Below are 22,494 nucleotides of genomic sequence, written 5' to 3'. Positions count from 1 at the left end.
AGATCCGCTGCGGCGGAGGCTTCATCGAAACATGCCGTCGTGCCATCTTCTCCGCCTTTCAGTTGATCGCGCCTTCCGCACGAAGACTTTCGATATCCGCACTGTCGAAGCCTATCCCCCGCAGGATTTCCTCCGTTTGCGCACCGAGAGGCTGTGGCGGGAAACTCAAGCCAGGCGCGCTATCCGACATGGTGAAACCCGCGACAGGAACCACCAAGCCATCCGTCGACGTGCCGGGCGCCGCGTGTTTATGCAGAAGCGGCCGCGATTCAATTTGCGGATCCGCGAGGGCTTCCTTGAGCTGTCGTACTCTCGCCGCTGGTATCCGCCTTTCCCGGAAGAAACTCTCCCAGTAGTCGGCGGGCATGGTGGCGATGATGCTGCTGAGTGCAGCCTCCTCCTCGCCATGGCTGTCCAGCCGCTGATTGTTGTTCTGCTTTATAAGATCTTCGCGCCCGAGGGCGATCCATAGGCGGCGCTGCTGCTCGAGGTTCGAGGCGGCGATCATCAGGTCCGCGTCAGAGGCACGGTACTGGCCGATAGTGGCGAAGGGAAAGCGGTTGCCCTTCGGCTTCGGATGACTGCCATTCCACAGATATCCCGTTACGTAAGGACTACACAGGACGAGCGCCACGTCCAGCATGGACACGTCTACGAACTGCCCGCTGCTGCCGCCATTGCGTTCACGCTGCAGGAGGGCAGCGGTGATGGCATAGGCGGCCGTTGTACCAGTCGCATAGTCAACCACGGGAGCGCCACATTTTAGAGGATCGCCATCCTCGCTGCCGGTCATAGTCATCATGCCCGAGAATGCCTGAAGAACGGAATCATAACCCGTCTGCTCCCGGCGCGGTCCGGTCGAGCCGAAAGCCGAGATCGAGCAATATATCAGCCGGGGGTTGAGTTTGCGCAGATCTTCGTAGCCAAGCCCCAAGTCTTCAAATGCACCGGGCCGGTAGTTTTCGACGAAGACGTCCGCCGTTTCGACGAGCCGGATCAAGGCGTCACGACCGGCTTCGGTCTTCAGGTTCAGTGCAACCGCCTTCTTGTTCGACGCCTGTGCCATGAAGGCAGTGCCCATGCCGGCGCTGCTGAGACCGCGATCCGAGCCCTGAAGGCGCGCCTGGTCCGGATCGGACGGATCCTCGATCTTGATCACGTCGGCGCCGAGTACGGCCATCTGATAGCTGGCGAACGGTCCGGCCAGCACGTGCGTGGTGTCTATGACACGGAAACCGGCAAGGGCCCTCGTCATGGTATTTCCCTATCCATTTTTGCTGTCATGTTCTCCGGCGGGTCAATCACCGCCGGAGGTCACCTTCACACGCATGCGGAGGCATCCGCACTACTGCAGGAGTCGAGCCGCCTCTAGCTGCTTGCTGGCGATCTTGCTGACGTCGCGTACGAAAGCGTCGTATTCCTTCGGCCCCAAAGTGGAATCGATGACACCCGTGCTGCGGGCATAGTCCTGATAGGTCTTGGCTTTCATCGCCTCGTGGATTGTGTCTGCAATCTGCTGCTGAAGTTCGAGCGGCATGTCCTTTGGACCAAAGACACCGCGCACTTGCACCCAGCTCGTGTCGACCTCGTAGCCCGCCTCACCGAAGGTGGGAACGTCCGGCAGACCATCGAGCCGCTTTTCACCCAGGACCCCGAGACCGATGATCCGCTTGGATTCGAAGAAGGGCGCGGTCGGCCCGAGGTTCGAAACGCCTACATCCACGTGCCCACCTAGCAAGGCCGTCATGATGTCAGGAGTGGAGTCGAACCCCACCCAGTTGAACTTCACGCCTGCAGCGCTTTCGAGCATGGCCGTGCCAAGATGCTGCATCGACCCAACGGGCCCGAAACCGCCGATATTGACAGTGCCGGAGCTGGCTTTCGCCTTTTCAACGAGGTCCGGCAGTGATTTGATGTCGGAATCCGCGCGAACGAAATAGATGATCGGGTCTTCCTGCGTGGAAGCTATCCAGGAGAAATCGTCGACCGAGAAGGTCCCCTTCAGATTGGTCAGCATGCTCGTGAAGTGGGTCATCGTGTTGATGCCGATTGTCAAGCCATCGGGCTTGGCTTGGCGGACATGCGCCATCTGCGTTGCGCCTCCGGCGCCCGGAGCGTTCACCACGACAATCGGCTGACCGATCATCGGCTCCAGGGATTGCGCCAGGGTACGGATGAAAATGTCCGCCGTTCCGCCGGGCTTCGTATGCATGACGACATTTACCGGTCCTGATGGCTTCCAGGCCGTCTCCGCCGCGACAGGGCTAGGAAGACCCAGCGAGGCCACGACGGCAAATGATACCGTCGCCACGAACGCGCGCGCCGGCTTGAGCAGATTGAATGACATGAAACGCCTCCCACGTTTGAACGAAAGAACCACGGCTCTCTCCAATGAGACCAGTGTCTTATGTTGGATCCGCGAAATGAACTGAGATTTGGTCAGGTCAAACGACCGCAAATATTGGGCATCGTGCTCGGGCAGTGAAGGCTGAGCCTGCCGCCCGAGCAATCGTCAGCCCCTCACCGATGGATCGGCCGCCGGGGTTGCCTGTCTCCGCTTCTGAATAAAGCCGATTGCCGGAAGCAGGAATGCAAGGACAGCCGTTAGAAGCAACGCAACCGTCAGAGGCGAGGTGTAGAAGACTTCAAGGGAACCTTGCGACGTAATCAGCGCCCGGCGGAAATTGGTTTCCATCATCTCACCAAGCACCAGAGCCAGAATGATCGGAGCCAGCGGAACCTGCACCTTTCGAAGCAGGTAACCGAGAATACCGAAGGCAGTCATGACATAGACCGGGAACATGGTGCCCTCGGAGGCGTAGGAGCCCACAAGGCAAATTCCTGCGACGATCGCCGCGATAGCGGGACCGGGAATGTTTGCAACCCTAGCCCAGGCGCGGGCACCGGCAAGCCCGATGAACACCATCACCGGCACGCCGATCCAGAGCGACGCGAAGATAGTGTAAGGAATTTCGGGATTGCGGCTGAACAGGAGGGGCCCCGGCTGAATGCCCTGGATCATCAGGGCGCCGATCATCACCGCCGTCGTTGGCGAACCGGGGATGCCGAGTGCAAGCAAAGGTGCCATGGCACCGGACACGGCAGCATTATTTGCCGCTTCCGAGGCCGCGACACCCTCGATAGATCCTTTGCCGAATCGCTCCGGAGTCTTGGATGTTTTCTTGGCCACCGCATAGGCAATGAAGGAGGCAATGGAGGCGCCCGCACCCGGAATGATGCCGATGATGTAGCCGAGCACCGAGCTTCTGAATACGACGCCATTGAGTGACCATAGACCCTTCCAGTTCCAGCTGCGCCAGCCGCCAAGCGGCGCACTCCTGGTCTTGGCTGTCACGCCCTCTTCGACCAGGAAGAGGACTTCCGAAAGGGCATAAAGCCCGAGCAGCACCGGCACGAGGGGCAGCCCCTCGAAGAGCTCTACCGACGCGGCAAAACGCGGCGCACCAGTCTGCGTATCCAGCCCGACCGTCGCGAGCGCGAGACCGATGCCCATCGCGACCGCGCCCTTGACCACCGAGCCTTCCGCAAGGCCGACCACCAGGCTGAGCCCGACGAGCGCCAGAGCGAAGTATTCACCGGGTCCGAACCGCAATGCGAATTCCGAGAGCGGCACGGCGGTAAACAGCAGGAACAGGGCGCTGATGAAGATACCGATGCCGGAGGTGACGATAGACACCAGGAGGGCTTCGCCCGCCTTTCCCTGCTGACTCAGCGGATAGCCGTCCCAAGCCGTCGCGACCGCTGCCGACGTGCCGGGCGAATTGATGAGAATGGCGGTGATCGCGCCGCCATATTCTGCCGCGGCATACAAGGCCACCAAACCGACGATCGAGACGACGGGGTCAAGTCCGTAGGTGAATGGGATGAGCAATGCGACGCCGAGACTGGGGCCGAGACCAGGTATCGCGCCGATGAGATAGCCGACGAGCGAGCCGAAGACCAAGCTCAGCCATACGAGCGGATCGCCGAAGGCCGAGAAGCCTGAGAGAAGGTTTTCAATCATGGCAGACCCTCACGGAAAGACCACGTTCAACGCAAGCGCGAACACAACATAGATGAATGCGACCAAGCCAATCGGCACGCCCAGCACATGCAGGATCCGGCGCTCGCCAGCCGCCACCATGATCGCAGCGGAGAAGAGCGCGACGCAGAGATAGACACCCAGCGTTTCGAAGCTCACGGCCTGCCCGACAAGGAGCAGGGCAACGATCAAAACAAAGAGCGGGCGCCGCCAACGGCTGTCGGAGCGCCCCATCTTGCCCATGAGACGTGCGACTGCGAGGCCGATCATCGATATGGTGGCAATACCAGTCCCGAAGGCGACGAGAAGCGGGAAGCCGCCCGCTCCGATATCGTGCGAATTGAAAGGCTTCGGCAGGAGGTACGCCTGGACGACGTACCAGGATAAAATCGCAAGTACGATCAGGCCGATCACGATTTCGAGTATCGGCAAAGGTATGCGGACATAGCCCTGCACGGGCTGCTCGCCCTTGTCGAGAACCTCACTCTCCATGGTCTCCTCCTTGCTGCCACTCTGCCGGCAAGTGCCGTATGGCAGCCATTTCCTCCAGCGCCGTTCGATGTGTTTTCGGATGACGACGCAAAGAGGCGCGCCCAGTGGCACGGCCTCGATCTTCGTTATGGGCACTCAGAGGCGTGAATTGAACTGAGTATATATTGGGCAGAATGTTCATTCGCCTTGGTCAAGGTGGCCACGCCACCGGCAGGCGGACGCTACGGCAGATCCGAACCGTCGCCGCCGTCGCAGCAGTTTCGGCGACGCTCAAATCTGTGGATCATGCGGATGATCCAGGGAATGTTCGGCATCAGGATGAAGATGCGGGTCAAATGAAAGGCCGTGATCAGCGCAACGTCCTGGCCCAGAAATTTCGCTGTCAGCGCCATTTCGGTAACGCCACCCGGTGCAGTGCCCAGCACCATCAGCTCCCAGCTCAGTCCGGCCATCCGGGAGACGATGACCGCTATGATCGACGTCAGGGCGAGCATGAGAAGCGTCGTGACGATGGAAGCCGTGACGAGCCGCCCCGCCGCAGCGAAAAGTGATCTGCGGAAGGTCGAGCCAAGCCAGACGCCAAGAATGATCTGCGCGCAGGAGAGAACGATTGACGGATAGAAGGACGGGGCAACGCCAAGTGCCGAAACTGCCGAAGAGGCAGCCAAGGGACCAAGAAAGAAGGGATTGGGCACGCGACATGCTCGGGCCAGCAACGCCCCGGCCATTCCTATGCCGGCGAGGAGGAGGACAGCAATTGCATCGAGCTCGGGCGTTGTCCGCACCATGTCGCGAGCTGGCCATCCGTCGATCATGTAGATGGCGACCGGGACTAGGACCACGACGGACGCGATCCGCACGGTTTGAGAGAGTATGACCGGCCCGGGATTGCAGTTGTAACGCTCGGCCATAACCGCTGCCTCCACGGGACTCGTCGGCAAGGAGGAGAGGAAGGCCGCAGTCAGGTTCAGATTGGCCACACGCGCAAGCAGGAGCGCGACCACGAGCGCGCAGCACGCCGTGGCGAGTGCCATCCCGATAAGAAGCGGTGCGAATGCCAGGAGCATGGCGAATGCGGCGGGCGAGAAATACACCCCCACCTGCGACGCAATGACGACCTGGCCGACAGGCCGCGTCTTAACGGGTATACTGATGTCCACCACGCCCGTCAGATAGAGCGATGCCGTGGCAAGCAGCGGTCCGATCATCCATGGCAGCGGTGACCCGATCCATGCCGCAAACGCCCCAGCACCAGCACCGAACAGGTACACACCGACGAGGCGCGCCAGAAGCTGGCGGTCGGCGGCTTCACCCGGGGCCGGCACGCGCGTCATCCCCGCTTGACAGGTCTTCGCTGTTCCGGACCGGGCAGCATCGGCATCGAGATGACGTCATTTCGCCTGCCATCGCGTACCGAATTGCCACGCAGGACCTCGTTCCCGCGCGGACAGGAAGTCGATTACCGCGGCGTCGAACTCTTGCGGACGTTCGATATTGATCGAATGTCCGCCTTCGACGTCGATGATGGCGATGTGGGGATGCGCCTCGGACAACCAATTTCGGGCAGGCTGGAATTGGTTTTCACGGCGGCCGTTGATGAGAAGCGTCGGGGGCCGCAGATCGCCCAGTCGTTCACGCACCGAAAGCACCGGTGTCGCCTGTTCGAGAAGCAGGGCAATTCCTGCAGCATCCGTCGCGTCCGCATCCTTGCTGAGGATGTCGCGAACGTCCGGCGGAAACCGCTTGGCATGGCGTGGATGATAGGTCATCCGGCGCATGGCGGCATGCCCATTCCTGCGGATGTCTTCGATAGATGCCCGATTGCGCTGGGCGTGCGTTTGCGTCCAGTCGGCACGCAAGGCGCCGTTTGCGTTCGTGAAGATCTGCGCGAGGACGCGCTTGGGATACGTCAGGGCATAACGCAACGTCAGTGCCGCACCGAAACTCTGACCGCAGATATGCCACCTGTCGATCTGCAGACGCTCGCGAACCGCATCGATCGCCTTCACGACCGCCCTCGGAGTTGCGGCGCTCGGCTCGCCTGGAGTAGGTGAAAGCCCATGAGCGGGCAAATCAATTCGGACGCGCCGGAAATGCTTGGCGAGCTCCAGGTTCGGAATCCAATGGTTCCGGCTCGACAACAGGCCGTGGACCAGCAGTAGCGGTGGTTGACCACGGTCAGGATCAGCTTCGAAATAGAGTTTCATGGAGTGCCGATGTTTCCTCGCTCCAGTCGCCAACTTACCAGCTTGGAGCGCCGACTTTGCACCTGCCTATAGGCAAGTCCAGACCAAACAATTGGTTATGTTACCGGCCATTCATTCCTCGCTATAGACGCAGTTCACAGGCGCATGCTGTCGGACCGCAAAAGTGCGCACCGGAGAATTGCCGGCCCGGCGTATGGCGGCACACCACTCCTTAGAGAGCGGTGGGGCCATCCGTGATTGGAAGTGGAGGACTTATGGCATCCTTTGTCAGCTACGAATGCCGCGACGGGCTCGCGATCGTCACCATCGACAATCCGCCGGTCAACGCGTTGAGCCACGGCGTTCGGGCGGGTCTCATCGATGCGGTGCACGCACTGGAAGGGGATGCGGCCGTCGGAGCCGTGGTTCTGCGGTGCGCCGGTCGAACCTTCGTGGCCGGCGCCGACATTCGCGAACTGGGGCAGCCGCCGCGGGCGCCGATCCTGCCGGAAGTGATCGAGGCGGTCGAAGGCGCGCGCGTGCCGTGGATTGCAGCAATTCATGGAACAGTCCTGGGCGGAGGTTTGGAGTTGGCTCTCGGCTGCCACGCAAGAATCGCCGATCCAGGAGCGAAGCTCGGTTTGCCCGAGGTGAGCTTGGGCACGATCCCCGGCGCTGGCGGTACGGTCCGCCTTCCGAGACTGATCCCGATCGCTGACGCCGTCGAACTCGTGACAAACGGCAAACCAATCGATGCCGCCCACGCCCTGAAGGTCGGTCTCGTCGATCGCATTGCCGGAGGTGATCTGCTGGAAGCTGCAGAAGCGCTCGCCCGCGAGCTGCTGACCGGCCCCATGCCTGCACCATTGGTCGATCGGCCCGGCCCGGATGCGGAGACGGTCGATTGGAATTCGACAGCGAAGGCGCTCGCCCGAAAAGCGAGAGGTGCGCAGGCGCCACTGGAAGCCTTAGAGGCCGTTCGCGAGGGAATTTCCCTCTCGGGTCGCGATGCGTTGAAGAAGGAAAGGGAACGTTTCCTGAGGCTCGTTGCTTCCGAAGAGGCAGCGGCTCTTCGTTACGCCTTCTTCTCCGAACGGAATGCAGGCAAGGGTCTCGCAGCTATGACGGCCGAACCGGCAGATCTTTCCCGCGTGGGTGTCGTTGGCGGCGGCACCATGGGCGCCGGCATCGCGGTCGCACTGCTCCTGTCCGGCTCCGCCGTAAGGCTGCTCGAGCGGGACGAAGCTACTGTAGCAGCGGCGCGACAGCGGGTTCTGGAGACACTGCAGGCAAGCGCTGCACGGGGCGCGATCACGCTGTCGCAGGCAGACGACGCTCTCGCACGGCTGACATCAACGCACGACTACACCTCGCTTTCCGACTGCCCCCTCGTGATAGAGGCGGTATTTGAAGACATGGACGTCAAGAAACAGGTGTTTGCCCAACTCGATGCGGTCATGCCGCCGAAGGCAGTTCTCGCGACCAACACGTCCTACCTCGACGTCGACGCCTTGGCAGAAGCGACGGCCGACCCAGCCAGGGTGCTGGGCCTACACTTTTTTGCGCCCGCCCACGTCATGAGGCTTTTGGAAATCGTCCGCGGCAAGCACACCGGTGATCGCGCCCTGGTAACCGGCTCGGATCTCGCGAAGCGCCTGAAGAAGATCGCGGTGGTATCGGGCGTCTGTCGTGGCTTCATCGGCAACCGGATCATGGCCGCCTATCGGAGGGACTGCGAGTTCATGCTTCTCGAGGGTGCTTTACCGGCTCAGATCGATACCGCCATGAAGGCGTTCGGCTTCCCCATGGGCGTCTTCGAGGTCCAGGACCTGAGCGGGCTCGATATTGCCTGGGCGCTGCGCAGGGCCGCTGACGCGACGCGAGACAGGTCGCAGCCCTACTGTCAAATTGCGGACAGGCTGTGCGAGCTTGGACGGTTGGGGCGGAAGACGAGGAAGGGCTGGTACGATTACAGTTCAGGCGGGCCCCAAACCGATCCGACAGTCACGCGCATCATCGAGGAAGAGAGGGTAAGGACAGCTTCGACCGTCCGGGAATTCCAAGGCGAGGAAATCATTCTGCGGATCATCAGAGTGATGCAGCAGGAGGGCGAGGCGATTCTTGCCGAAGGAATTGCCGGAAGCGCGGCCGACATCGACGTAGTGATAGTCTCCGGCTATGGCTTTCCCCGCCATCGCGGCGGGCCCATGTACATGTCGGGAAGCAAAGCACTGCAAGCGACTGATGCTCCATAAGTATCCAGCCACTCCGTTTCAGCGTTGTTTCAATCTTGGCACACCCTCGCGAGTGAAGGTTCACGACCACATCGCCACTATTGCACGAGCGGCCGCAAGGCCGCTTGCGTCTCCCGGAGCAGCGGCAGGTAGCGCTCCGCGAGTTCCCCGGCTGCCACATGGGCGGCCGGTGCGCCGATGTTGAGCGCCGCAACCACCCTTCCGCGCACGTTGATGAGCGGCACGGCAATCGAGCAGAGGCCAAGCTCAAGCTCCTGGTCGATCACCGCATAGCCCTGGTCGCGAACCCGCCGAAGCTCCGCCATCAGTTCCTCCGGGTCGGTCTTCGTTCGCGGCGTGTTCGCCTTCAATTCCGTGCGGCTCAGAATGTCGCGCGCCTCCGCTTCGGGCAGTGCGGCGAGAAGGACCCGTCCCATCGAGGCGCAATAGGCGGGAAGGCGGGAGCCGGGCATCAGATTGATCGACATGACGCGGCGCTGCGAGGCGCGCGCCACATAGACCACCTCGGTGCCATCGAGCACCGACACCGAGGCGCTCTGGCCAGCCTTTTCCGAAAGCTGGTCGAGATGGGGCTGGACGATTGCCGTCAGCGGTGTCGCCGAGAGGTAGGCGTGACCGAGCCGCAGGATCTTCGGCGTCAGCGCGAAGAACTTGCCGTCATAGTCCGCATAGCCGAGTTCCGAAAGGGTCAGCAGAGAGCGTCGCACGGTCGCCCGATCGAGCCCCGTGATCTTCGCCGCTTCCGTAATCGAGAGCCGCGGCTGTGCCTCGCCAAAGGCTTCAATGACCGTCAGGCCGCGCGCAAATCCGCTGACGAAATCCGTTTCCCGCAACGCTTCGTCCTTTCAGTTTCCCTCCTCATTTTGTGCGATATACGAACAAATGTCAAATATCGCACAAAAAATATTGACGAGCGGACCAAACAGGCGCTTATTTCCGGTAGTGTCGCAGACGAATGGGCCCGAAGCCGCGACCGCAGACCCGGAAAATCTTGGAGGAGGAAGAATGGCTCGCATCCTGCCGCTTGCCGAAGCCGTGGCGGAGAATGTCCGCGACGGCGACACCGTCGCCATGGAAGGCTTCACGCACCTGATCCCCTACGCCGCCGGACACGAGGTGATCCGCCAGGGCAGGAAGGATCTGTTCCTCATCCGCATGACGCCGGATATCCTCTACGATCAGTTGATCGGCGTCGGCGCCGCCCGGGGCATGAAGTTCTCCTGGGGCGGCAATCCCGGTGTAGGCTCTTTGCACCGCTTCCGCGACGCGGTCGAGAACCAATGGCCCCGGCCACTCGAGATCGAGGAACATTCGCATGCGGCGATGGCGAACGCCTATGAGGCGGGCGCGGCAAACCTGCCCTTCGCCATGCTGCGCGGCTATATCGGCGCCGACCTGCCCAAGGTGAACCCGAACATCAGGAGCATCACCTGCCCCTTTACCGGCGAGGTGCTCGCCGCCGTACCGGCGATCCGGCCGGACGTCGCCATCATTCACGCCCAGCGCGCCGACCGTAGCGGCAACGTGCTGATCGAAGGCATCGTCGGCGTGCAGAAGGAGGCGGTGCTTGCGGCCAGGCGCTCGATCGTCACCGTAGAGGAGATCGTCGACGAGCTCTCGCCGCCCTCGCCCAATTCCGTCGTGCTGCCAGGCTGGGCCGTGTCCGCCGTCGCCCATGTGCCGGGCGGCGCCTTCCCCTCCTATGCGCACGGCTATTATCCGCGCAACAACGCTTTCTACATCCGCTGGGACGAGATCGCCCGCGACCGGGAAAGCTTCACCGCCTGGATCAAGGAGAACGTGCTCGACGGGAACCCGGAAGACTTCGCCCGCCATGCCGCGAAGAAGTCGTCCAAGGCTGCATGAGGAGACGAGGATGACGGATTTCACCCCCAATGAAATGATGACGATCGCCGCCGCGCGCGAGCTCTCCAACGACGACGTCTGCTTCGTCGGCATCGGCGCCCCTTCGGCCGCCTGCAACGTCGCACGACTGACGCATGCGCCGGAGATCACCTTGATCTATGAAAGCGGCACGGTCGGCACGAAGCCGGATGTGCTGCCGCTCTCGATCGGCGACGGCGAACTCTGCGACACGGCGCTCTTTACCGTCTCGGTGCCGGAAATGTTCCGCTACTGGCTGCAGGGCGGCCGCATCACCACCGGCTTCCTGGGGGGCGCCCAGATCGACAAATTCGCCAACCTCAATACGACGGTTGTCGGCCCCTATGGCCGGCCGAAGGTGCGCCTGCCGGGTGGCGGCGGCGCGCCGGAGATCGCGTCGAATTGTGGCCGCATCTTCATCACCATGGCGCTGACGAAGCGCGGCTTCGTCGAAACATTGCCCTTCGTCACCTCCATGGGTCACGGCGAAGGCGGCAACCATCGCGAGCGTCTCGGCCTGAAGACGAAAGGACCGACGCGCGTCATCACCGATCTCTGTATCCTGGAACCCGATCCGGAGACGAAGGAGCTGACCGTCGTCTCCATTCATCCTGGCGTCAGCCGCGAGCAGATCATCGCGAATTGCGGCTGGCCGATCAGGTCCGCCGAAAACGTCATCGAGACGCCGGCGCCGACGGAAACTGAACTCGCGGTGCTGCGTGACATCAATGCCCGCACCAGGAAGGCCCATGAGGGCACCGGCTCGGGGAAGGAGGCCGCCTGATGCACGAAGCTTATATCTGCGACTATATCCGCACGCCGATCGGCCGGTTCGGCGGCGCACTCTCCGCAGTGCGCGCCGACGATCTGGGTGCCATCCCGCTGAAGGCGCTGATGGAGCGCAATGGGTCCGTCGACTGGGAAGCGGTCGACGACGTGATTTTCGGCTGCGCCAACCAGGCGGGCGAGGACAACCGCAACGTGGCGCGAATGTCGCTGCTGCTCGCCGGCCTCCCGGTCTCCGTTTCCGGCACGACGATCAACCGGCTCTGCGGGTCCGGCATGGACGCGGTGATCGCGGCCGCCCGCGCCATCAAATCCGGCGAGGCGGAGCTGATGATCGCCGGCGGCGTCGAATCCATGTCGCGCGCGCCTTTCGTGCTGCCGAAGGCCGAAAGCGCCTTTTCGCGCCACGCGGAAATTCACGACACGACGATCGGCTGGCGATTCATCAATCCACTGATGAAAGCGCAATATGGCGTCGACTCGATGCCGGAAACCGGCGAGAACGTCGCCGAGGATTATCATGTGAGCCGCGAGGATCAGGACGCCTTCGCGCTCCGGAGCCAGGCGAAAGCCGCCGCCGCCCAGGCGAACGGCCGCCTCGCCCGGGAAATCGTCGCCGTCACGATCCCGCAGAGGAAGGGCGAGCCGGTCGCCGTCGAGAAGGACGAGCATCCGCGCGCCACGACGATGGAGGCACTCGCCAAACTGAAGGCGCCGTTCCGCGCAGGCGGCTCCGTGACCGCCGGCAACGCTTCCGGCGTCAACGACGGGGCGGCGGCGCTCGTCATCGCTTCGGAAGAGGCTGCGACAAGGCACGGGCTGACCCCGCTCGCGCGTATTCTCGGCGGCGCGAGCGCCGGCGTGCCGCCGCGCCTCATGGGCATCGGCCCGGCTCCCGCCTCTCGGAAGCTCATGGCGCGGCTCGGCATGACCGAGCAACAGTTCGACGTCATCGAGTTGAACGAGGCCTTCGCAAGCCAGGGCCTGGCGGTGCTGCGCGAGCTCGGCATCGCCGACGACGATCCCCGCGTCAACCGCAATGGCGGCGCCATCGCACTCGGCCATCCGCTCGGCATGTCCGGCGCCCGCATTATCGGCACGGCGGCGCTGGAACTGGCCGAAGCCGGCGGGCGCTATTCACTCTCGACCATGTGCATCGGCGTCGGCCAAGGCATCGCGGTGGCATTGGAGCGGGTGTAGCGCAGGCCTCAGGCTAACGGGTGATCTGGAATCCCGCCGGCGCGTGGATCGAGGGCGCATCTTCGCTCGCGACGGTGGAGACGGATGCCCCCGGCGGTCCTTCCCAGAACCGGTGTAGCATCGTGTCGACGGCGGTCTCCGGCCCGGCGATCAGGGCCGTGACGGATCCGTCCCTTTCGTTGCGCACCCAGCCGGTGAGGCCGAGCCTCTGCGCCTCGTCGCGCGTCCAGGCCCGAAAGCAAACGCCCTGCACCCGCCCGGTGATCCGGACCAAAGCCGCCCTGCGATCCTCCTCCATGGCCGCCTCCTGATAACCTGTTGTTTCGAATCTGGCGCAGGCGGCACCGAAAGCAAGCGGCGGCACGTGAAGGCAGAAACCTTCTCTGGCCGCCTCTCGTCCAGCAACCAATCCTGCGACATTTTGCCAGCGCGGAATGAATATTTCATCGAGGGGCTTGCAATTGCTGCGTCGCAACATTATTGTATGACTTAACGATAAAGCACTCCTCCTCCCAAGCTCTATCGTGTGATCGGCAACCCTCCTCCTCCCAGTTGCCGATCGGAAATCGGAAGCCCGGCGATCCTCCTCCCACGCCGGGCTTTCTTTTTTACCATCTCATGGAATGGACGTTTCAATCCCGCTGCCGCAGGCTTCCCTGGAGTGGCCCGGCGGCCCCTCCTCAATGCATGCCGAGAAACTGCTTCAGTTCCGGCGTCTGAGGATTGGCGAAGACCTCGTCCGGCGGGCCGATCTCGTGCACGCGGCCCTCATGCATGAAGACGACCCGCGAGCAGACGTCGCGGGCGAACTTCATCTCATGCGTCACCATGAGTAGCGTCATGCCCTCGGCGGCGAGCTCGCGCACGACCGCGAGCACTTCGGCAACCAGTTCCGGATCGAGCGCCGAAGTGATCTCGTCGCAGAGCAGCGCGATCGGCTGCATCGCAAGCGCCCGCGCTATCGCCACGCGCTGCTGCTGGCCGCCGGAGAGTTCGTCCGGATAGGCATCGAATTTTTCGCTGAGGCCGACTCGCTCAAGCATCTTGCGCGCCATCACTTCCGCCTCCGCCTTCGGCGTTTTCCTGACGACCATTTGCGACAGCATGACATTGCCACCGACCGTCAGGTGCGGGAAGAGGTTGAACTGCTGAAAGATCATGCCGACCTTCAATCTCAGCGCCTTCAGGTGCACCTCGTCGTTGATCAGCTGCGCGCCCGCGACCGAGATCGAACCCTTACTGATCGTCTCCAGCCCGTTGATGCAGCGTAAGAGCGTCGACTTGCCGGAGCCGCTCTTGCCGATGATGGCGATCACCTCGCCCGGTTCGACATCGAAATTGATGCCTTTCAGGACCTCGTTCGGCCCAAAGCTCTTGCGGACGTCAGTGATTTCGATGAGCGACATTGAGCTTCCTTTCGAGGATCTGGCTGCTCTTGGAAAGAGGCCAGCAGAGCGCGAAATAGATGAGCGCGACGAGGCCGTAGACGGTGAAAGGCTGGAAAGTGGCATTGGTGACGACGGTGCCGGCCTTGGACAGTTCGACGAAGCCTATGATCGAGGTTAGCGCCGTCCCCTTGATCACCTGCACGGAAAAACCGACGGTCGGCGGCACGGCGATGCGCAACGCCTGCGGCAGGATGACGTAGCGCATCTGCTGCAGCCGGCCCATGCCAAGGCTCGCGGACGCCTCCCATTGCCCCTTGGCGACCGCCTCGACGCAGCCGCGCCAGATCTCGCCCAAGAAGGCGGCCGACCAGAGGATGAGCGCCAGTCCCGCCGCCAGCCAGGCCGGCACGTCGATGCCGAAGAGCCCGAGGCCGAAAAAGGCGATGAAGAGCTGCATCAGGAGCGGCGTGCCCTGGAAGAGCTCGATATAGGATTTGGCCAAGGCCCGGGACCATTTCCGCCGGCTGATGCGTGAGAAAAGCAGGACGAGACCGACCATGCCGCCGCCGACGAAGGAGACGAGCGACAAGACGATCGTCCAGCGGGTGGCGAGCAACAGGTTGCGCAGGATGTCCCAGACGGTGAATTCGATCATCGCGCCGCCCTCCTTGGAAAAATGGCCCAGCCGACCATCGACAGCGCCTGGCGGAGCAGGATTGCCAAGACGAGGTACACGGCGGTCGAGACGATATAGGCCTCGAAGGCGCGGAAGGTGCGCGACTGGATGAAGTTGGCGGCAAAGGTCAGGTCCTCGGCGGCGATCTGCGAGACGACGGCGGAACCGAGCATGACGATGACCACCTGCGAGGAGAGCGCTGGCCAGATACGCTCAAGCGACGGTACGAGAACCACGTGGCGAAACGTCTCGAAAGGGCTCATGGCGAGGCTCGCACCCGCTTCGAACTGGCCCCGCGGCGTTGCCTGGATTCCGGCTCGGATGATCTCTGAGCTATACGCCCCGAGATTGACGACCATGGCGAGATTGGCCGCCTTGAGCTCGCTGAGCTGCAGCCCGAGCGAAGGCAGGCCGAAGAAGATGAAGAAGAGCTGGATCAGGAAGGGCGTATTGCGGATCAGCTCGACATAACCCGCGACAAAGGGCTTCAGCCAGGCCGGCCCGAGCGCCCGCACCCAGGCACAGACGATGCCGAGCAGGATCCCGGCCACCGCGCCGACGGCAATCAGCTCGATCGTGATCGCAATGCCCTTCACGATCTGCGGGTAGTATTCGAAGAGCCAGCCGAATTCGAATTGGTAATTCAAAGGCGCACTCCTGTTGGCGTAAGTATGAGCGCCATCCGGTCTTGGCCGGATGGCGTCGATGTCGACGATTTAGAGATCGGCGGGCAGGTCCGTGCCGAGCCACTTTTGCGCGATTGCGTTCAGGCTGCCATCCGCCTTGGCGGCGGTGATGATGCCATTGACCTTCTCGAGCAGCGCCGGCTGTTCCTTGGAAAGGCCGATATAGCAGGGCGAGTTCTTGATCAGAAACTTGAGTTCCGGCCGCTTCGGCGGGTTCTTGGCAAGGATCGCCGCGGCGACGACATTGCCGGTGGCGACCGCCTCGACCTGTCCCGAGAGGAAGGCCGAGATCGTGCCGTTATTGTCTTCGTAACGCTTGATGACGGTATCGGCGGGCGCAACCTTCGTCAATTCCAGGTCCTCCACCGCACCGCGGGTAACGCCGACGGTCTTTCCGGCGAGTTCCTCGGCCTTTGTCACGGCAAGTTCGGCCGGCGCGAAGACGCCGTTATAGAAGGGCGCATAGGCCGTCGAGAAATCGATCACCTTTTCGCGGTCGGGGTTCTTGCCAAGGCTCGAGATGACGAGGTCGACCTTGTTGGTCTGCAGGTATGGAATGCGATTGGCGCTGGTGACCGGCACGAGCTCGACCTTCACGCCCATCTTCTCGGCGATCAGGTTCGCCATGTCGATGTCATAACCGACCGGCGCCATGTCCGGGCCGACGCTGCCGAAGGGTGGGAAGTCCTGCGGTACGGCGACGCGCAAAGTGCCGCGCGCCTCGATGTCGCCGAGCGCATCGGCCTTGGCGACGGAACCGAAGCCGATCGTGGTGGCGATCGCCGCCACAGCGACGAAAAGTCTTCTGGAAAGCATGGGGTCATTCTCCTCTGTTGGTTTCATCGTTTGGTTTGGGGGGTGCATTCGAAGATGTGGGCACCTGCGGCGGCAGCGAAAGCGAGCGCCTCAGATCAGCGAGCGGGTCGGGGCGCCGCGTCAGGTCGAGCCCCGTCTCCACCTCGTCCAGATGCTCGACGGCAAGCGCCGCCGCCTTCTGGAAGTCGCCCTCCTCCATCGCCGCGACGATGCGGCAATGGCCGAGATGCGATTGCATAGCGTGGAAATCGGATTGGTAGATGAGCGAGATCAGGATCGTGCGCGCCGTGAGGTCGCGCAGGATTTCGACGAGAATCGGGTTGCCGGAGAGCTCGGCGATGCGGATATGAAAATCGCCCATGAGGCAGGTGAGGCGCTGGCGATCGCCGGCAGCGATGGCCGCCTTTTCCTCGGTAAGATGAGCATGAAGCCTATCGCGACCGCTCTCGGTAAGGCGGTCCATGCTGGCGAGCAGACCCCCCTCGATCACCCGGCGCGCCGCATAGACGCCGATCGCCTCCTCGGCGGACGGCTCCACCACGAACCAGCCGCGTCGCGGGCTGACCTTGACGATGCCGCGCTGCTCGAGCCGCATCATCGCCTCGCGCACCCGCGTGCGGGAAACATTGAAGAGGCTCGCCACCTCGTTTTCGCTCAGCCGCGTGCCGGGACGAATGCGCGCGGAGAGGATGCCTGAAACGACGGCCTCGTCTATGCTTGTCTGGCTATTCTGTTGTGGCGACAAATCTTGCATACAAGATGGGTAAGCAAGCCGCGTGCCAAGATTGTCGACCGATTTTTGTGAAGGATTTGAACTCTGTCAGCGGGATCCCCGCCTACAGAATTGCCATTTGCGCATTTTTTAGGCAGCTTCCTAGTGGCCGCGACACTTAGATCACCCCAAAGCGGGCCGGCAGCTCAATCCGCGTCGTCGCCGCTCGCGTGGTCGCGGTTGCCGTAGATGATCTCGCGCTTTCCGACATGGTTCGCTGGGCCGACGAGGCCATCCTTCTCCATGCGTTCGACGAGCGAGGCGGCGCGGTTGTATCCGATGCCGAGACGGCGCTGGATGTAGGAAGTCGAGCACTTCTTGTCGCGCAACACCACCTTCACCGCCTGCTCGTACAATTCATTGCCGTCTTCCGCGGCGATCGCGCTCTTGTCGAAAACCGCTCCCTGGTCTTCCTCCGGCTCCTGCTCATCCTCGTCCGCGGTGACCGTTTCCAGATATTCCGGCCGCCCCTGCGTCTTCAGATGTGCGACCACATGCTCGACTTCCCGATCGGAAACGAAGGGGCCGTGGACGCGGGCTATGCGGCCTCCGCCGGCCATGTGCAGCATGTCGCCCTGGCCTAAGAGCTGTTCGGCCCCCTGCTCGCCGAGAATGGTGCGGCTGTCGATCTTCGACGTCACCTGGAAGGAGATGCGGGTCGGGAAGTTCGCCTTGATCGTGCCGGTGATGACGTCGACCGAAGGACGCTGCGTCGCCATGATCAGGTGGATGCCGGCAGCGCGCGCCATTTGGGCGAGGCGCTGGATGGCACCTTCGATCTCCTTGCCCGCGACCATCATCAGGTCGGCCATCTCGTCGACGATCACGACGATATAGGGCATCGGCGCAAGATCCATCTCCTGCTGCTCGAAGAGCGGCTCGCCGGTCCCCTTCTCGAAACCGGTCTGGACCGTGGTCATGATCGGCTCACCCTTCTCGCGGGCGGCCGCGGCACGCTGATTGTAGCCGTCGATATTGCGCACGCCGAGGCGCGACATCTTGCGATAGCGATCCTCCATCTCGCGCACCGCCCATTTGAGCGCCATTACCGCCTTCTTCGGATCGGTGACGACCGGGGTCAAAAGGTGCGGAATGCCGTCATAGACGGAAAGTTCGAGCATCTTCGGATCGACCATGATCAGCCGGCATTCCTCCGGCTTCAGCCGGTAGAGCAGCGACAGGATCATGGTGTTGATCGCCACCGACTTGCCCGAACCGGTGGTGCCGGCAACCAGCAGATGCGGCATCTTGGCAAGTTCGGCGATCACCGGTTCGCCGCCGATCGTCTTGCCGAGGCAGAGCGCCAGCTTGCAGCCGGTCTTGCGGAAATCGACCGATTCGATCAGCTCGCGGAAATAGACGGTTTCGCGCGTCGCATTCGGTAGTTCGATGCCGATGACGTTGCGCCCGGGCACGACCGCGACGCGCGCCGACAGCGCCGACATGGAGCGGGCGATGTCGTCGGCGAGGTTGATGACGCGCGAGGATTTGACTCCCGGAGCCGGCTCGAATTCATAGAGCGTCACCACCGGGCCGGGGCGAACATGGATGATCTCGCCCTTGACGCCGAAGTCCTCGAGCACGCTTTCGAGAAGCCCGGCGTTCTGCTCGAGCTGCTCCTGGGTCATGAAGAAGCCCTGGCCCTGCGGCGGCTCCTGCAGCAATTCCGCGGACGGAAATTCGTAAGAATCGGCGCCCGGGAGCCGAGTGCTTTGAACCACCGGCTGGAGCGGCGAGGCGGCACGCTCGACGACGGCCGGCATGGTCACCGCGGCCTTGGTTGCAACAGGTTGCGTCTCTTCGTCTGTGACCGGCATTTCATCGGGCTGCGCCGGTGTCGCTTTCTGCGCCGCCGGGGACGGCACGACATCGGCCGCTTCCGCCTTCTCCACGTGATCGACCGTCGCGGGACGCCGGCATTCTACGACGCGGAAGAGCGATGCGATCGCGGCCGGCACCTCCGGGGCTTCCGCCGGCTGCGGCACCGCCGGAGCTTGGACAGGGATCACGGCCGGCGCTGAGACTTGCGTCTGCTCCGGGGCACGGCTCTGCTTCGGTGCCTCGACCGTCTCCACCTCCGGGGCGGCGGAAATCCGGGAGTTGCCGGCCGCGGGCAGCTCCAGCGGTATAAACTCGAAGAAAGCATGATCGGAGAGGTGCGCGAGTTCGGGCTGCGCCTCCGAGGTCGCGGCGAAACCGCGATCGGTCTCGTCGACGGCGGTCTCGGCCGCCGTTTGAGCCTGCGCGGATTGCGGCCCCTCGTCCGTGGCGACGTTTGGCACCACTTCCGCGGGAAGGGACTCGGGCATGGCGGGCGTCTGCGGTCCGGCAGCCGGGGCATCCGCAGACTGCATGGACGACCAGTGCGGCAGCTGGCGCATCAGCACGCGCAACAGCTCCGACGGGCTGTGGGCCGGCGCATCTCCTTCGGGCGCCATGTGCGGCACAGCTTCGAGCAGCACCGGTTCCGCCACCGGCACGTCCGGGACGTCATTGGCCGCGAGCGGCATTGCCTGGTCCTCGGCCCGGCTTTCGACGGCCGCGCTCTCCTCGGCCTCACCTTCCTCCACCGCGGGCGCCCGGCGCTTCATGAATTCGCGCTCCGGCGTGCGGGTGAAACGGACATTCGGCGACAGGAAGAAATGGCTTTCCCAACTCGGCCCCTCGGATTGGCCAGTAATGTCGGCAAGCGTCGGCAGCGGATCGCGCGTCAGCGCCGTCACCTGCGCCGGCGCATAGGCCGAGCCGTGGCCGTAAAGCCGTGCCGCACGATTTGCATTGCCCGCATCGTCGGCCTCTCGGCCCGCCCGACGCGGCGCTTCCGGTGCCTCGAACAGATGATCGTGAGCGGTGGCCGCTGGCGCTTGGGCGTGCACATGAGCCGGCGTCTCCAGACGCGGATGCTCGAATTCGTCCGCCTGATCCGCCTCATGCAAAGCTGCCGTCGAGAAGTTTGTCCGGGGTATACGCATGGCCTGAAAACTCGAAATTCATCATCGAAGGGGCTGTCCCTAGCGAATAGGAAATGAAGGTTAACAAGTTCCTTCCGGGGACATCGCCGGATGGGGCGCGGAGCGGCCCGAAAGCCCCCTCCCGCGGCAACCACCGAGGCGGCGCAGCCGGATTTTGCGGGCCTTGCGCCATGCCGTTTCGCGGCCTGGGGACGGTTCATCAATTTCTGTTTCAAGGCGGGAAAAAATTGCGCGCCCCAGAGGAAGCTGTCCGCCTTTGAAAGGCATCTGCTGCACGCCGCCACGTCTGGAGGAATGCACGCCCGCCAGCGCGGAGTGGAGGAGCACCGTCGACGGACCGGCTCATCTGAATAGACATCGAAGCAGGTCGCCGGTAAAATCTCACGGCGCTAAGCTGAACCTGCGGCAAAGCAAGCAAACTAAGCAGACATTCGCGGGGCCATCCGCGAATGTCTACTTAGGAAGGTGCCATCGCACATGTCTAACGAATCCATCAGACGCCGGCTTGCTGCCATTCTGGCGGCGGACGTGGTCGGCTACAGCCGGCTCATGGAGCGGGACGAAAAGGGCACCCATACGCTGCTCATGGAGCGGTGGAGAGAGGTGCTGGAGCCGCTCGTTGCCGCCCATCAGGGTCGCGTGTTCAAAAGGACCGGAGACGGTGTGCTCGTTGAGTTCGGCAGCGCCGTCAATGCGGTCGAATGTGCCGCAGCACTCCAGCAGGCCATGGCATACGCGAACCGGGCAGCACCGGGGGGCCCGGCCATTGTGCTACGCGTCGGCGTCAATCTGGGCGATATCATGGTCCACGACACCGACCTTTATGGCGACGGAGTCAACGTGGCTGCCCGCATAGAGGCGCTTGCCGTTCCCGGCGGCGTGGCGATTTCGGACGGAATTCACGAATACGTGCATAGTCGCGTCGGCCTCGATTTCGTCGACGGCGGATATCATGAAGTCAAGAACATCGAACGCCCGGTGCACCTCTGGACGTGGTCGCCGGAAGGTCGCGCGATAGAACCCGTAAAGGCCGACGCCGAAAATACGCCGCAGCTGCCGCAGAAGCCGTCGATAGCCGTCCTGCCGTTTGAAAACATGTCCGGGGATCCGGAGCAGGGCTATTTCGCCGATGGCATCACCGAGGACATCATCACGGATCTCTCGAAGGTCTCCGGCCTCTTCGTGATCGCCCGGAACTCCTCTTTCGCCTACAAGGGCAAGTCTCCGGACATCCGCAAGGTGAGCCGGGAACTGGGCGTCCGCTACGTTCTGGAAGGCAGCGTGCGCCGGGCCGCCGACCGAATCCGCATCAACGCGCAGATGATCGATGGCACGACCGGCGGCCATCTGTGGGCTGAACGCTACGATCGCGGACTTGAAGACATATTTGCGGTTCAGGACGAAGTCACCCGTACGATCGTCGATGCGCTGCGGGTAAAATTGACCCCTAGCGAAGAGGAGCGGCGCGAGAGCCGCGGCAAGGTCGATCCGGAAGCCTACGACCTGCTCGTGCGCTCCCGCCGGTCCATCCTGCAGTTCAACGCGCAATCGTCCATGGACGCGCGCAGCATGCTGAAGCGCGCCATCACCATCGATCCCGGCCTGGCGGCTGCCTATGCTGCACTCTCGATCGTCGCCTTGACCGACTTCATCAATCAGTGGAACGGCGCGACGCCTGACAATCTCACGCAGGCGTTCGAACTGGCCCAAAAGGCAATAGAAACGGACGAAACCGAGCCGCAAGGCCCACACGCGCTCTCGCTTGCCCTTTCCTGGATGCGACGTCTGGATGAGGCGGAGCGCGCTGCCGAGCGCGCAATGGAACTCGATCCCAATTCGGCCAGTGCCCATACCGCCCTCGGCGGTATCAGGGAGTTCCAGGGTCGACACGAAGACGCTCTGGCGCTGTACACACGGGCCAATCGGCTTGACCCGCAATTCGACCTGTCGCTGCATTTCCTCGGCAGGGCTCTACTGAGTCTCGGACGCTTTGACGAGGCTGAGATCGCCTTCAAGCGCCGGCTGGCGCTCGCACCCCGATCGGACATGACGCGCTTTTATCTCGCGTGCCTCTACGGTCGTATCGGGCATCACGAAGAAGCGCAACGCTACTGGCGTGAGGTGCTGGAGGTTAACCCGAACTTTTCCATCGACCACCTCAAGCGTGCCGTACCCTACCGGGATCCCGACCTCCTCGATCGGCTAACGGACGGCCTCCGGCGGGCCGGTGTCTCCATCTAATGCTTATCGCCCCAGAGTGAGCAGCGGTTTTGGGCGAAATGCATGAAAACAAGGACCTGAAGCGTCGCTCGTATACGTTTGATCGCAACGCGGTTTAG

19 protein-coding genes are annotated in these 22,494 nt (G+C 62.8%); 5 read left to right on the top strand and 14 right to left on the bottom strand.

Annotated elements, in window-relative coordinates:
- Positions 1 to 58: 58 nt before the first annotated feature.
- The 6 genes from SJ05684_RS18825 to SJ05684_RS18800 all read right to left on the bottom strand — a co-directional run bounded on the left by SJ05684_RS18825 (position 59) and on the right by SJ05684_RS18800 (position 6,741).
- The gene (locus tag SJ05684_RS18825) at positions 59 to 1,255 is read right to left on the bottom strand and encodes a CaiB/BaiF CoA transferase family protein (RefSeq protein WP_050980115.1); all 1,197 of its coding nucleotides are present in this window, start codon (positions 1,253 to 1,255) and stop codon (positions 59 to 61) included.
- 90 nt (positions 1,256 to 1,345) lie between these two features.
- The gene (locus tag SJ05684_RS18820) at positions 1,346 to 2,347 is read right to left on the bottom strand and encodes a Bug family tripartite tricarboxylate transporter substrate binding protein (RefSeq protein ID WP_034857255.1); all 1,002 of its coding nucleotides are present in this window, start codon (positions 2,345 to 2,347) and stop codon (positions 1,346 to 1,348) included.
- A 165-nt stretch (positions 2,348 to 2,512) separates the two neighbouring features.
- Entirely contained in the window at positions 2,513 to 4,024 is a 1,512-nt protein-coding gene (locus SJ05684_RS18815) for a tripartite tricarboxylate transporter permease (RefSeq protein ID WP_034857254.1), read from the bottom strand.
- Positions 4,025 to 4,033: 9 nt separating this feature from the next.
- Complete coding sequence (locus SJ05684_RS18810; RefSeq protein WP_034857253.1) at positions 4,034 to 4,534, bottom strand: tripartite tricarboxylate transporter TctB family protein; 501 nt, start codon at positions 4,532 to 4,534, stop codon at positions 4,034 to 4,036.
- Between the two features lie 221 nt (positions 4,535 to 4,755).
- Entirely contained in the window at positions 4,756 to 5,859 is a 1,104-nt protein-coding gene (locus tag SJ05684_RS18805; protein WP_202947470.1) for an AbrB family transcriptional regulator, read from the bottom strand.
- A 66-nt stretch (positions 5,860 to 5,925) separates the two neighbouring features.
- Positions 5,926 to 6,741: an alpha/beta fold hydrolase gene (locus tag SJ05684_RS18800; protein WP_083846218.1), complete on the bottom strand. Its 816-nt coding sequence runs from the start codon at positions 6,739 to 6,741 to the stop codon at positions 5,926 to 5,928.
- Positions 6,742 to 6,995: 254 nt separating this feature from the next.
- On the opposite strand from SJ05684_RS18800, the gene SJ05684_RS18795 reads away from it, so the two are divergent.
- Positions 6,996 to 8,975, top strand: coding sequence for a 3-hydroxyacyl-CoA dehydrogenase NAD-binding domain-containing protein (locus SJ05684_RS18795; protein WP_034857251.1), 1,980 nt, complete (start codon positions 6,996 to 6,998; stop codon positions 8,973 to 8,975).
- A gap of 77 nt (positions 8,976 to 9,052) precedes the next feature.
- Here SJ05684_RS18795 and SJ05684_RS18790 read toward each other — a convergent pair whose 3' ends face one another.
- Complete coding sequence (locus SJ05684_RS18790; RefSeq protein ID WP_034857250.1) at positions 9,053 to 9,808, bottom strand: IclR family transcriptional regulator; 756 nt, start codon at positions 9,806 to 9,808, stop codon at positions 9,053 to 9,055.
- Between the two features lie 172 nt (positions 9,809 to 9,980).
- On the opposite strand from SJ05684_RS18790, the gene SJ05684_RS18785 reads away from it, so the two are divergent.
- From SJ05684_RS18785 to pcaF, 3 genes are read left to right on the top strand one after another with little or no spacing between them, the layout of a single operon-like run.
- Positions 9,981 to 10,841 (top strand): CoA transferase subunit A, encoded by an 861-nt coding sequence (locus tag SJ05684_RS18785; RefSeq protein WP_034857249.1) that lies wholly within the window; start codon positions 9,981 to 9,983, stop codon positions 10,839 to 10,841.
- Positions 10,842 to 10,851: 10 nt separating this feature from the next.
- Positions 10,852 to 11,643: a CoA-transferase subunit beta gene (locus SJ05684_RS18780; protein WP_034857248.1), complete on the top strand. Its 792-nt coding sequence runs from the start codon at positions 10,852 to 10,854 to the stop codon at positions 11,641 to 11,643.
- Positions 11,643 to 12,845 carry a 3-oxoadipyl-CoA thiolase gene (gene pcaF, locus SJ05684_RS18775; protein WP_034857247.1) on the top strand — a complete coding sequence of 401 codons (1,203 nt, stop codon included), beginning with the start codon at positions 11,643 to 11,645 and terminating at the stop codon, positions 12,843 to 12,845. The genes SJ05684_RS18780 and pcaF overlap by 1 nt, the downstream gene beginning before the upstream one ends.
- Before the next feature lie 13 nt (positions 12,846 to 12,858).
- Here pcaF and SJ05684_RS18770 read toward each other — a convergent pair whose 3' ends face one another.
- From SJ05684_RS18770 to SJ05684_RS18740, 7 genes are all read right to left on the bottom strand, one after another.
- Positions 12,859 to 13,143, bottom strand: a complete 285-nt coding sequence (locus SJ05684_RS18770; protein ID WP_034857265.1) for an acylphosphatase — start codon at positions 13,141 to 13,143, stop codon at positions 12,859 to 12,861.
- A gap of 382 nt (positions 13,144 to 13,525) precedes the next feature.
- Positions 13,526 to 14,251, bottom strand: coding sequence for an amino acid ABC transporter ATP-binding protein (locus tag SJ05684_RS18765; RefSeq protein WP_034857246.1), 726 nt, complete (start codon positions 14,249 to 14,251; stop codon positions 13,526 to 13,528).
- The gene (locus tag SJ05684_RS18760) at positions 14,229 to 14,888 is read right to left on the bottom strand and encodes an amino acid ABC transporter permease (RefSeq protein WP_034857245.1); all 660 of its coding nucleotides are present in this window, start codon (positions 14,886 to 14,888) and stop codon (positions 14,229 to 14,231) included. Before SJ05684_RS18760 ends, SJ05684_RS18765 begins: the two co-directional genes overlap by 23 nt.
- Positions 14,885 to 15,556 (bottom strand): amino acid ABC transporter permease, encoded by a 672-nt coding sequence (locus SJ05684_RS18755; RefSeq protein ID WP_034857244.1) that lies wholly within the window; start codon positions 15,554 to 15,556, stop codon positions 14,885 to 14,887. The genes SJ05684_RS18760 and SJ05684_RS18755 overlap by 4 nt, the downstream gene beginning before the upstream one ends.
- 69 nt (positions 15,557 to 15,625) lie before the next feature.
- Positions 15,626 to 16,411, bottom strand: a complete 786-nt coding sequence (locus tag SJ05684_RS18750) for a transporter substrate-binding domain-containing protein (protein ID WP_034857243.1) — start codon at positions 16,409 to 16,411, stop codon at positions 15,626 to 15,628.
- Between the two features lie 4 nt (positions 16,412 to 16,415).
- Complete coding sequence (locus SJ05684_RS18745; RefSeq protein ID WP_034857242.1) at positions 16,416 to 17,165, bottom strand: GntR family transcriptional regulator; 750 nt, start codon at positions 17,163 to 17,165, stop codon at positions 16,416 to 16,418.
- A 164-nt stretch (positions 17,166 to 17,329) separates the two neighbouring features.
- Positions 17,330 to 20,155: a DNA translocase FtsK gene (locus SJ05684_RS18740; protein ID WP_034857241.1), complete on the bottom strand. Its 2,826-nt coding sequence runs from the start codon at positions 20,153 to 20,155 to the stop codon at positions 17,330 to 17,332.
- A gap of 477 nt (positions 20,156 to 20,632) precedes the next feature.
- Here SJ05684_RS18740 and SJ05684_RS18735 point away from each other — a divergent pair, with 477 nt between their 5' ends.
- A complete protein-coding gene (locus SJ05684_RS18735; protein ID WP_034857240.1) occupies positions 20,633 to 22,396 on the top strand; it encodes an adenylate/guanylate cyclase domain-containing protein in 1,764 nt (587 codons plus the stop codon).
- Positions 22,397 to 22,494 lie beyond the last annotated feature (98 nt).

It is taken from the genome of Sinorhizobium sojae CCBAU 05684 (assembly GCF_002288525.1).
Taxonomy (GTDB): Bacteria; Pseudomonadota; Alphaproteobacteria; order Rhizobiales; family Rhizobiaceae; genus Sinorhizobium; species Sinorhizobium sojae.
The sequence above is the reverse complement of the archived record's forward strand: the minus strand, read 5'-3'. Positions and strand labels throughout refer to the sequence as shown.

Excerpts from the sequence above, each read along its gene's own strand:
- SJ05684_RS18825 (WP_050980115.1), bottom strand. The coding sequence starts at position 1,255 with ATGACGAGGGCCCTTGCCGGTTTCCGTGTCATAGACACCACGCACGTG.
- SJ05684_RS18820 (WP_034857255.1), bottom strand. The coding sequence starts at position 2,347 with ATGTCATTCAATCTGCTCAAGCCGGCGCGCGCGTTCGTGGCGACGGTA.
- SJ05684_RS18815 (WP_034857254.1), bottom strand. The coding sequence starts at position 4,024 with ATGATTGAAAACCTTCTCTCAGGCTTCTCGGCCTTCGGCGATCCGCTC.
- SJ05684_RS18810 (WP_034857253.1), bottom strand. The coding sequence starts at position 4,534 with ATGGAGAGTGAGGTTCTCGACAAGGGCGAGCAGCCCGTGCAGGGCTAT.
- SJ05684_RS18800 (WP_083846218.1), bottom strand. The coding sequence starts at position 6,741 with ATGAAACTCTATTTCGAAGCTGATCCTGACCGTGGTCAACCACCGCTA.
- SJ05684_RS18795 (WP_034857251.1), top strand. The coding sequence starts at position 6,996 with ATGGCATCCTTTGTCAGCTACGAATGCCGCGACGGGCTCGCGATCGTC.
- SJ05684_RS18785 (WP_034857249.1), top strand. The coding sequence starts at position 9,981 with ATGGCTCGCATCCTGCCGCTTGCCGAAGCCGTGGCGGAGAATGTCCGC.
- SJ05684_RS18780 (WP_034857248.1), top strand. The coding sequence starts at position 10,852 with ATGACGGATTTCACCCCCAATGAAATGATGACGATCGCCGCCGCGCGC.
- pcaF (WP_034857247.1), top strand. The coding sequence starts at position 11,643 with ATGCACGAAGCTTATATCTGCGACTATATCCGCACGCCGATCGGCCGG.
- SJ05684_RS18770 (WP_034857265.1), bottom strand. The coding sequence starts at position 13,143 with ATGGAGGAGGATCGCAGGGCGGCTTTGGTCCGGATCACCGGGCGGGTG.
- SJ05684_RS18765 (WP_034857246.1), bottom strand. The coding sequence starts at position 14,251 with ATGTCGCTCATCGAAATCACTGACGTCCGCAAGAGCTTTGGGCCGAAC.
- SJ05684_RS18760 (WP_034857245.1), bottom strand. The coding sequence starts at position 14,888 with ATGATCGAATTCACCGTCTGGGACATCCTGCGCAACCTGTTGCTCGCC.
- SJ05684_RS18750 (WP_034857243.1), bottom strand. The coding sequence starts at position 16,411 with ATGCTTTCCAGAAGACTTTTCGTCGCTGTGGCGGCGATCGCCACCACG.
- SJ05684_RS18745 (WP_034857242.1), bottom strand. The coding sequence starts at position 17,165 with ATGCAAGATTTGTCGCCACAACAGAATAGCCAGACAAGCATAGACGAG.
- SJ05684_RS18740 (WP_034857241.1), bottom strand. The coding sequence starts at position 20,155 with ATGCGTATACCCCGGACAAACTTCTCGACGGCAGCTTTGCATGAGGCG.
- SJ05684_RS18735 (WP_034857240.1), top strand. The coding sequence starts at position 20,633 with ATGTCTAACGAATCCATCAGACGCCGGCTTGCTGCCATTCTGGCGGCG.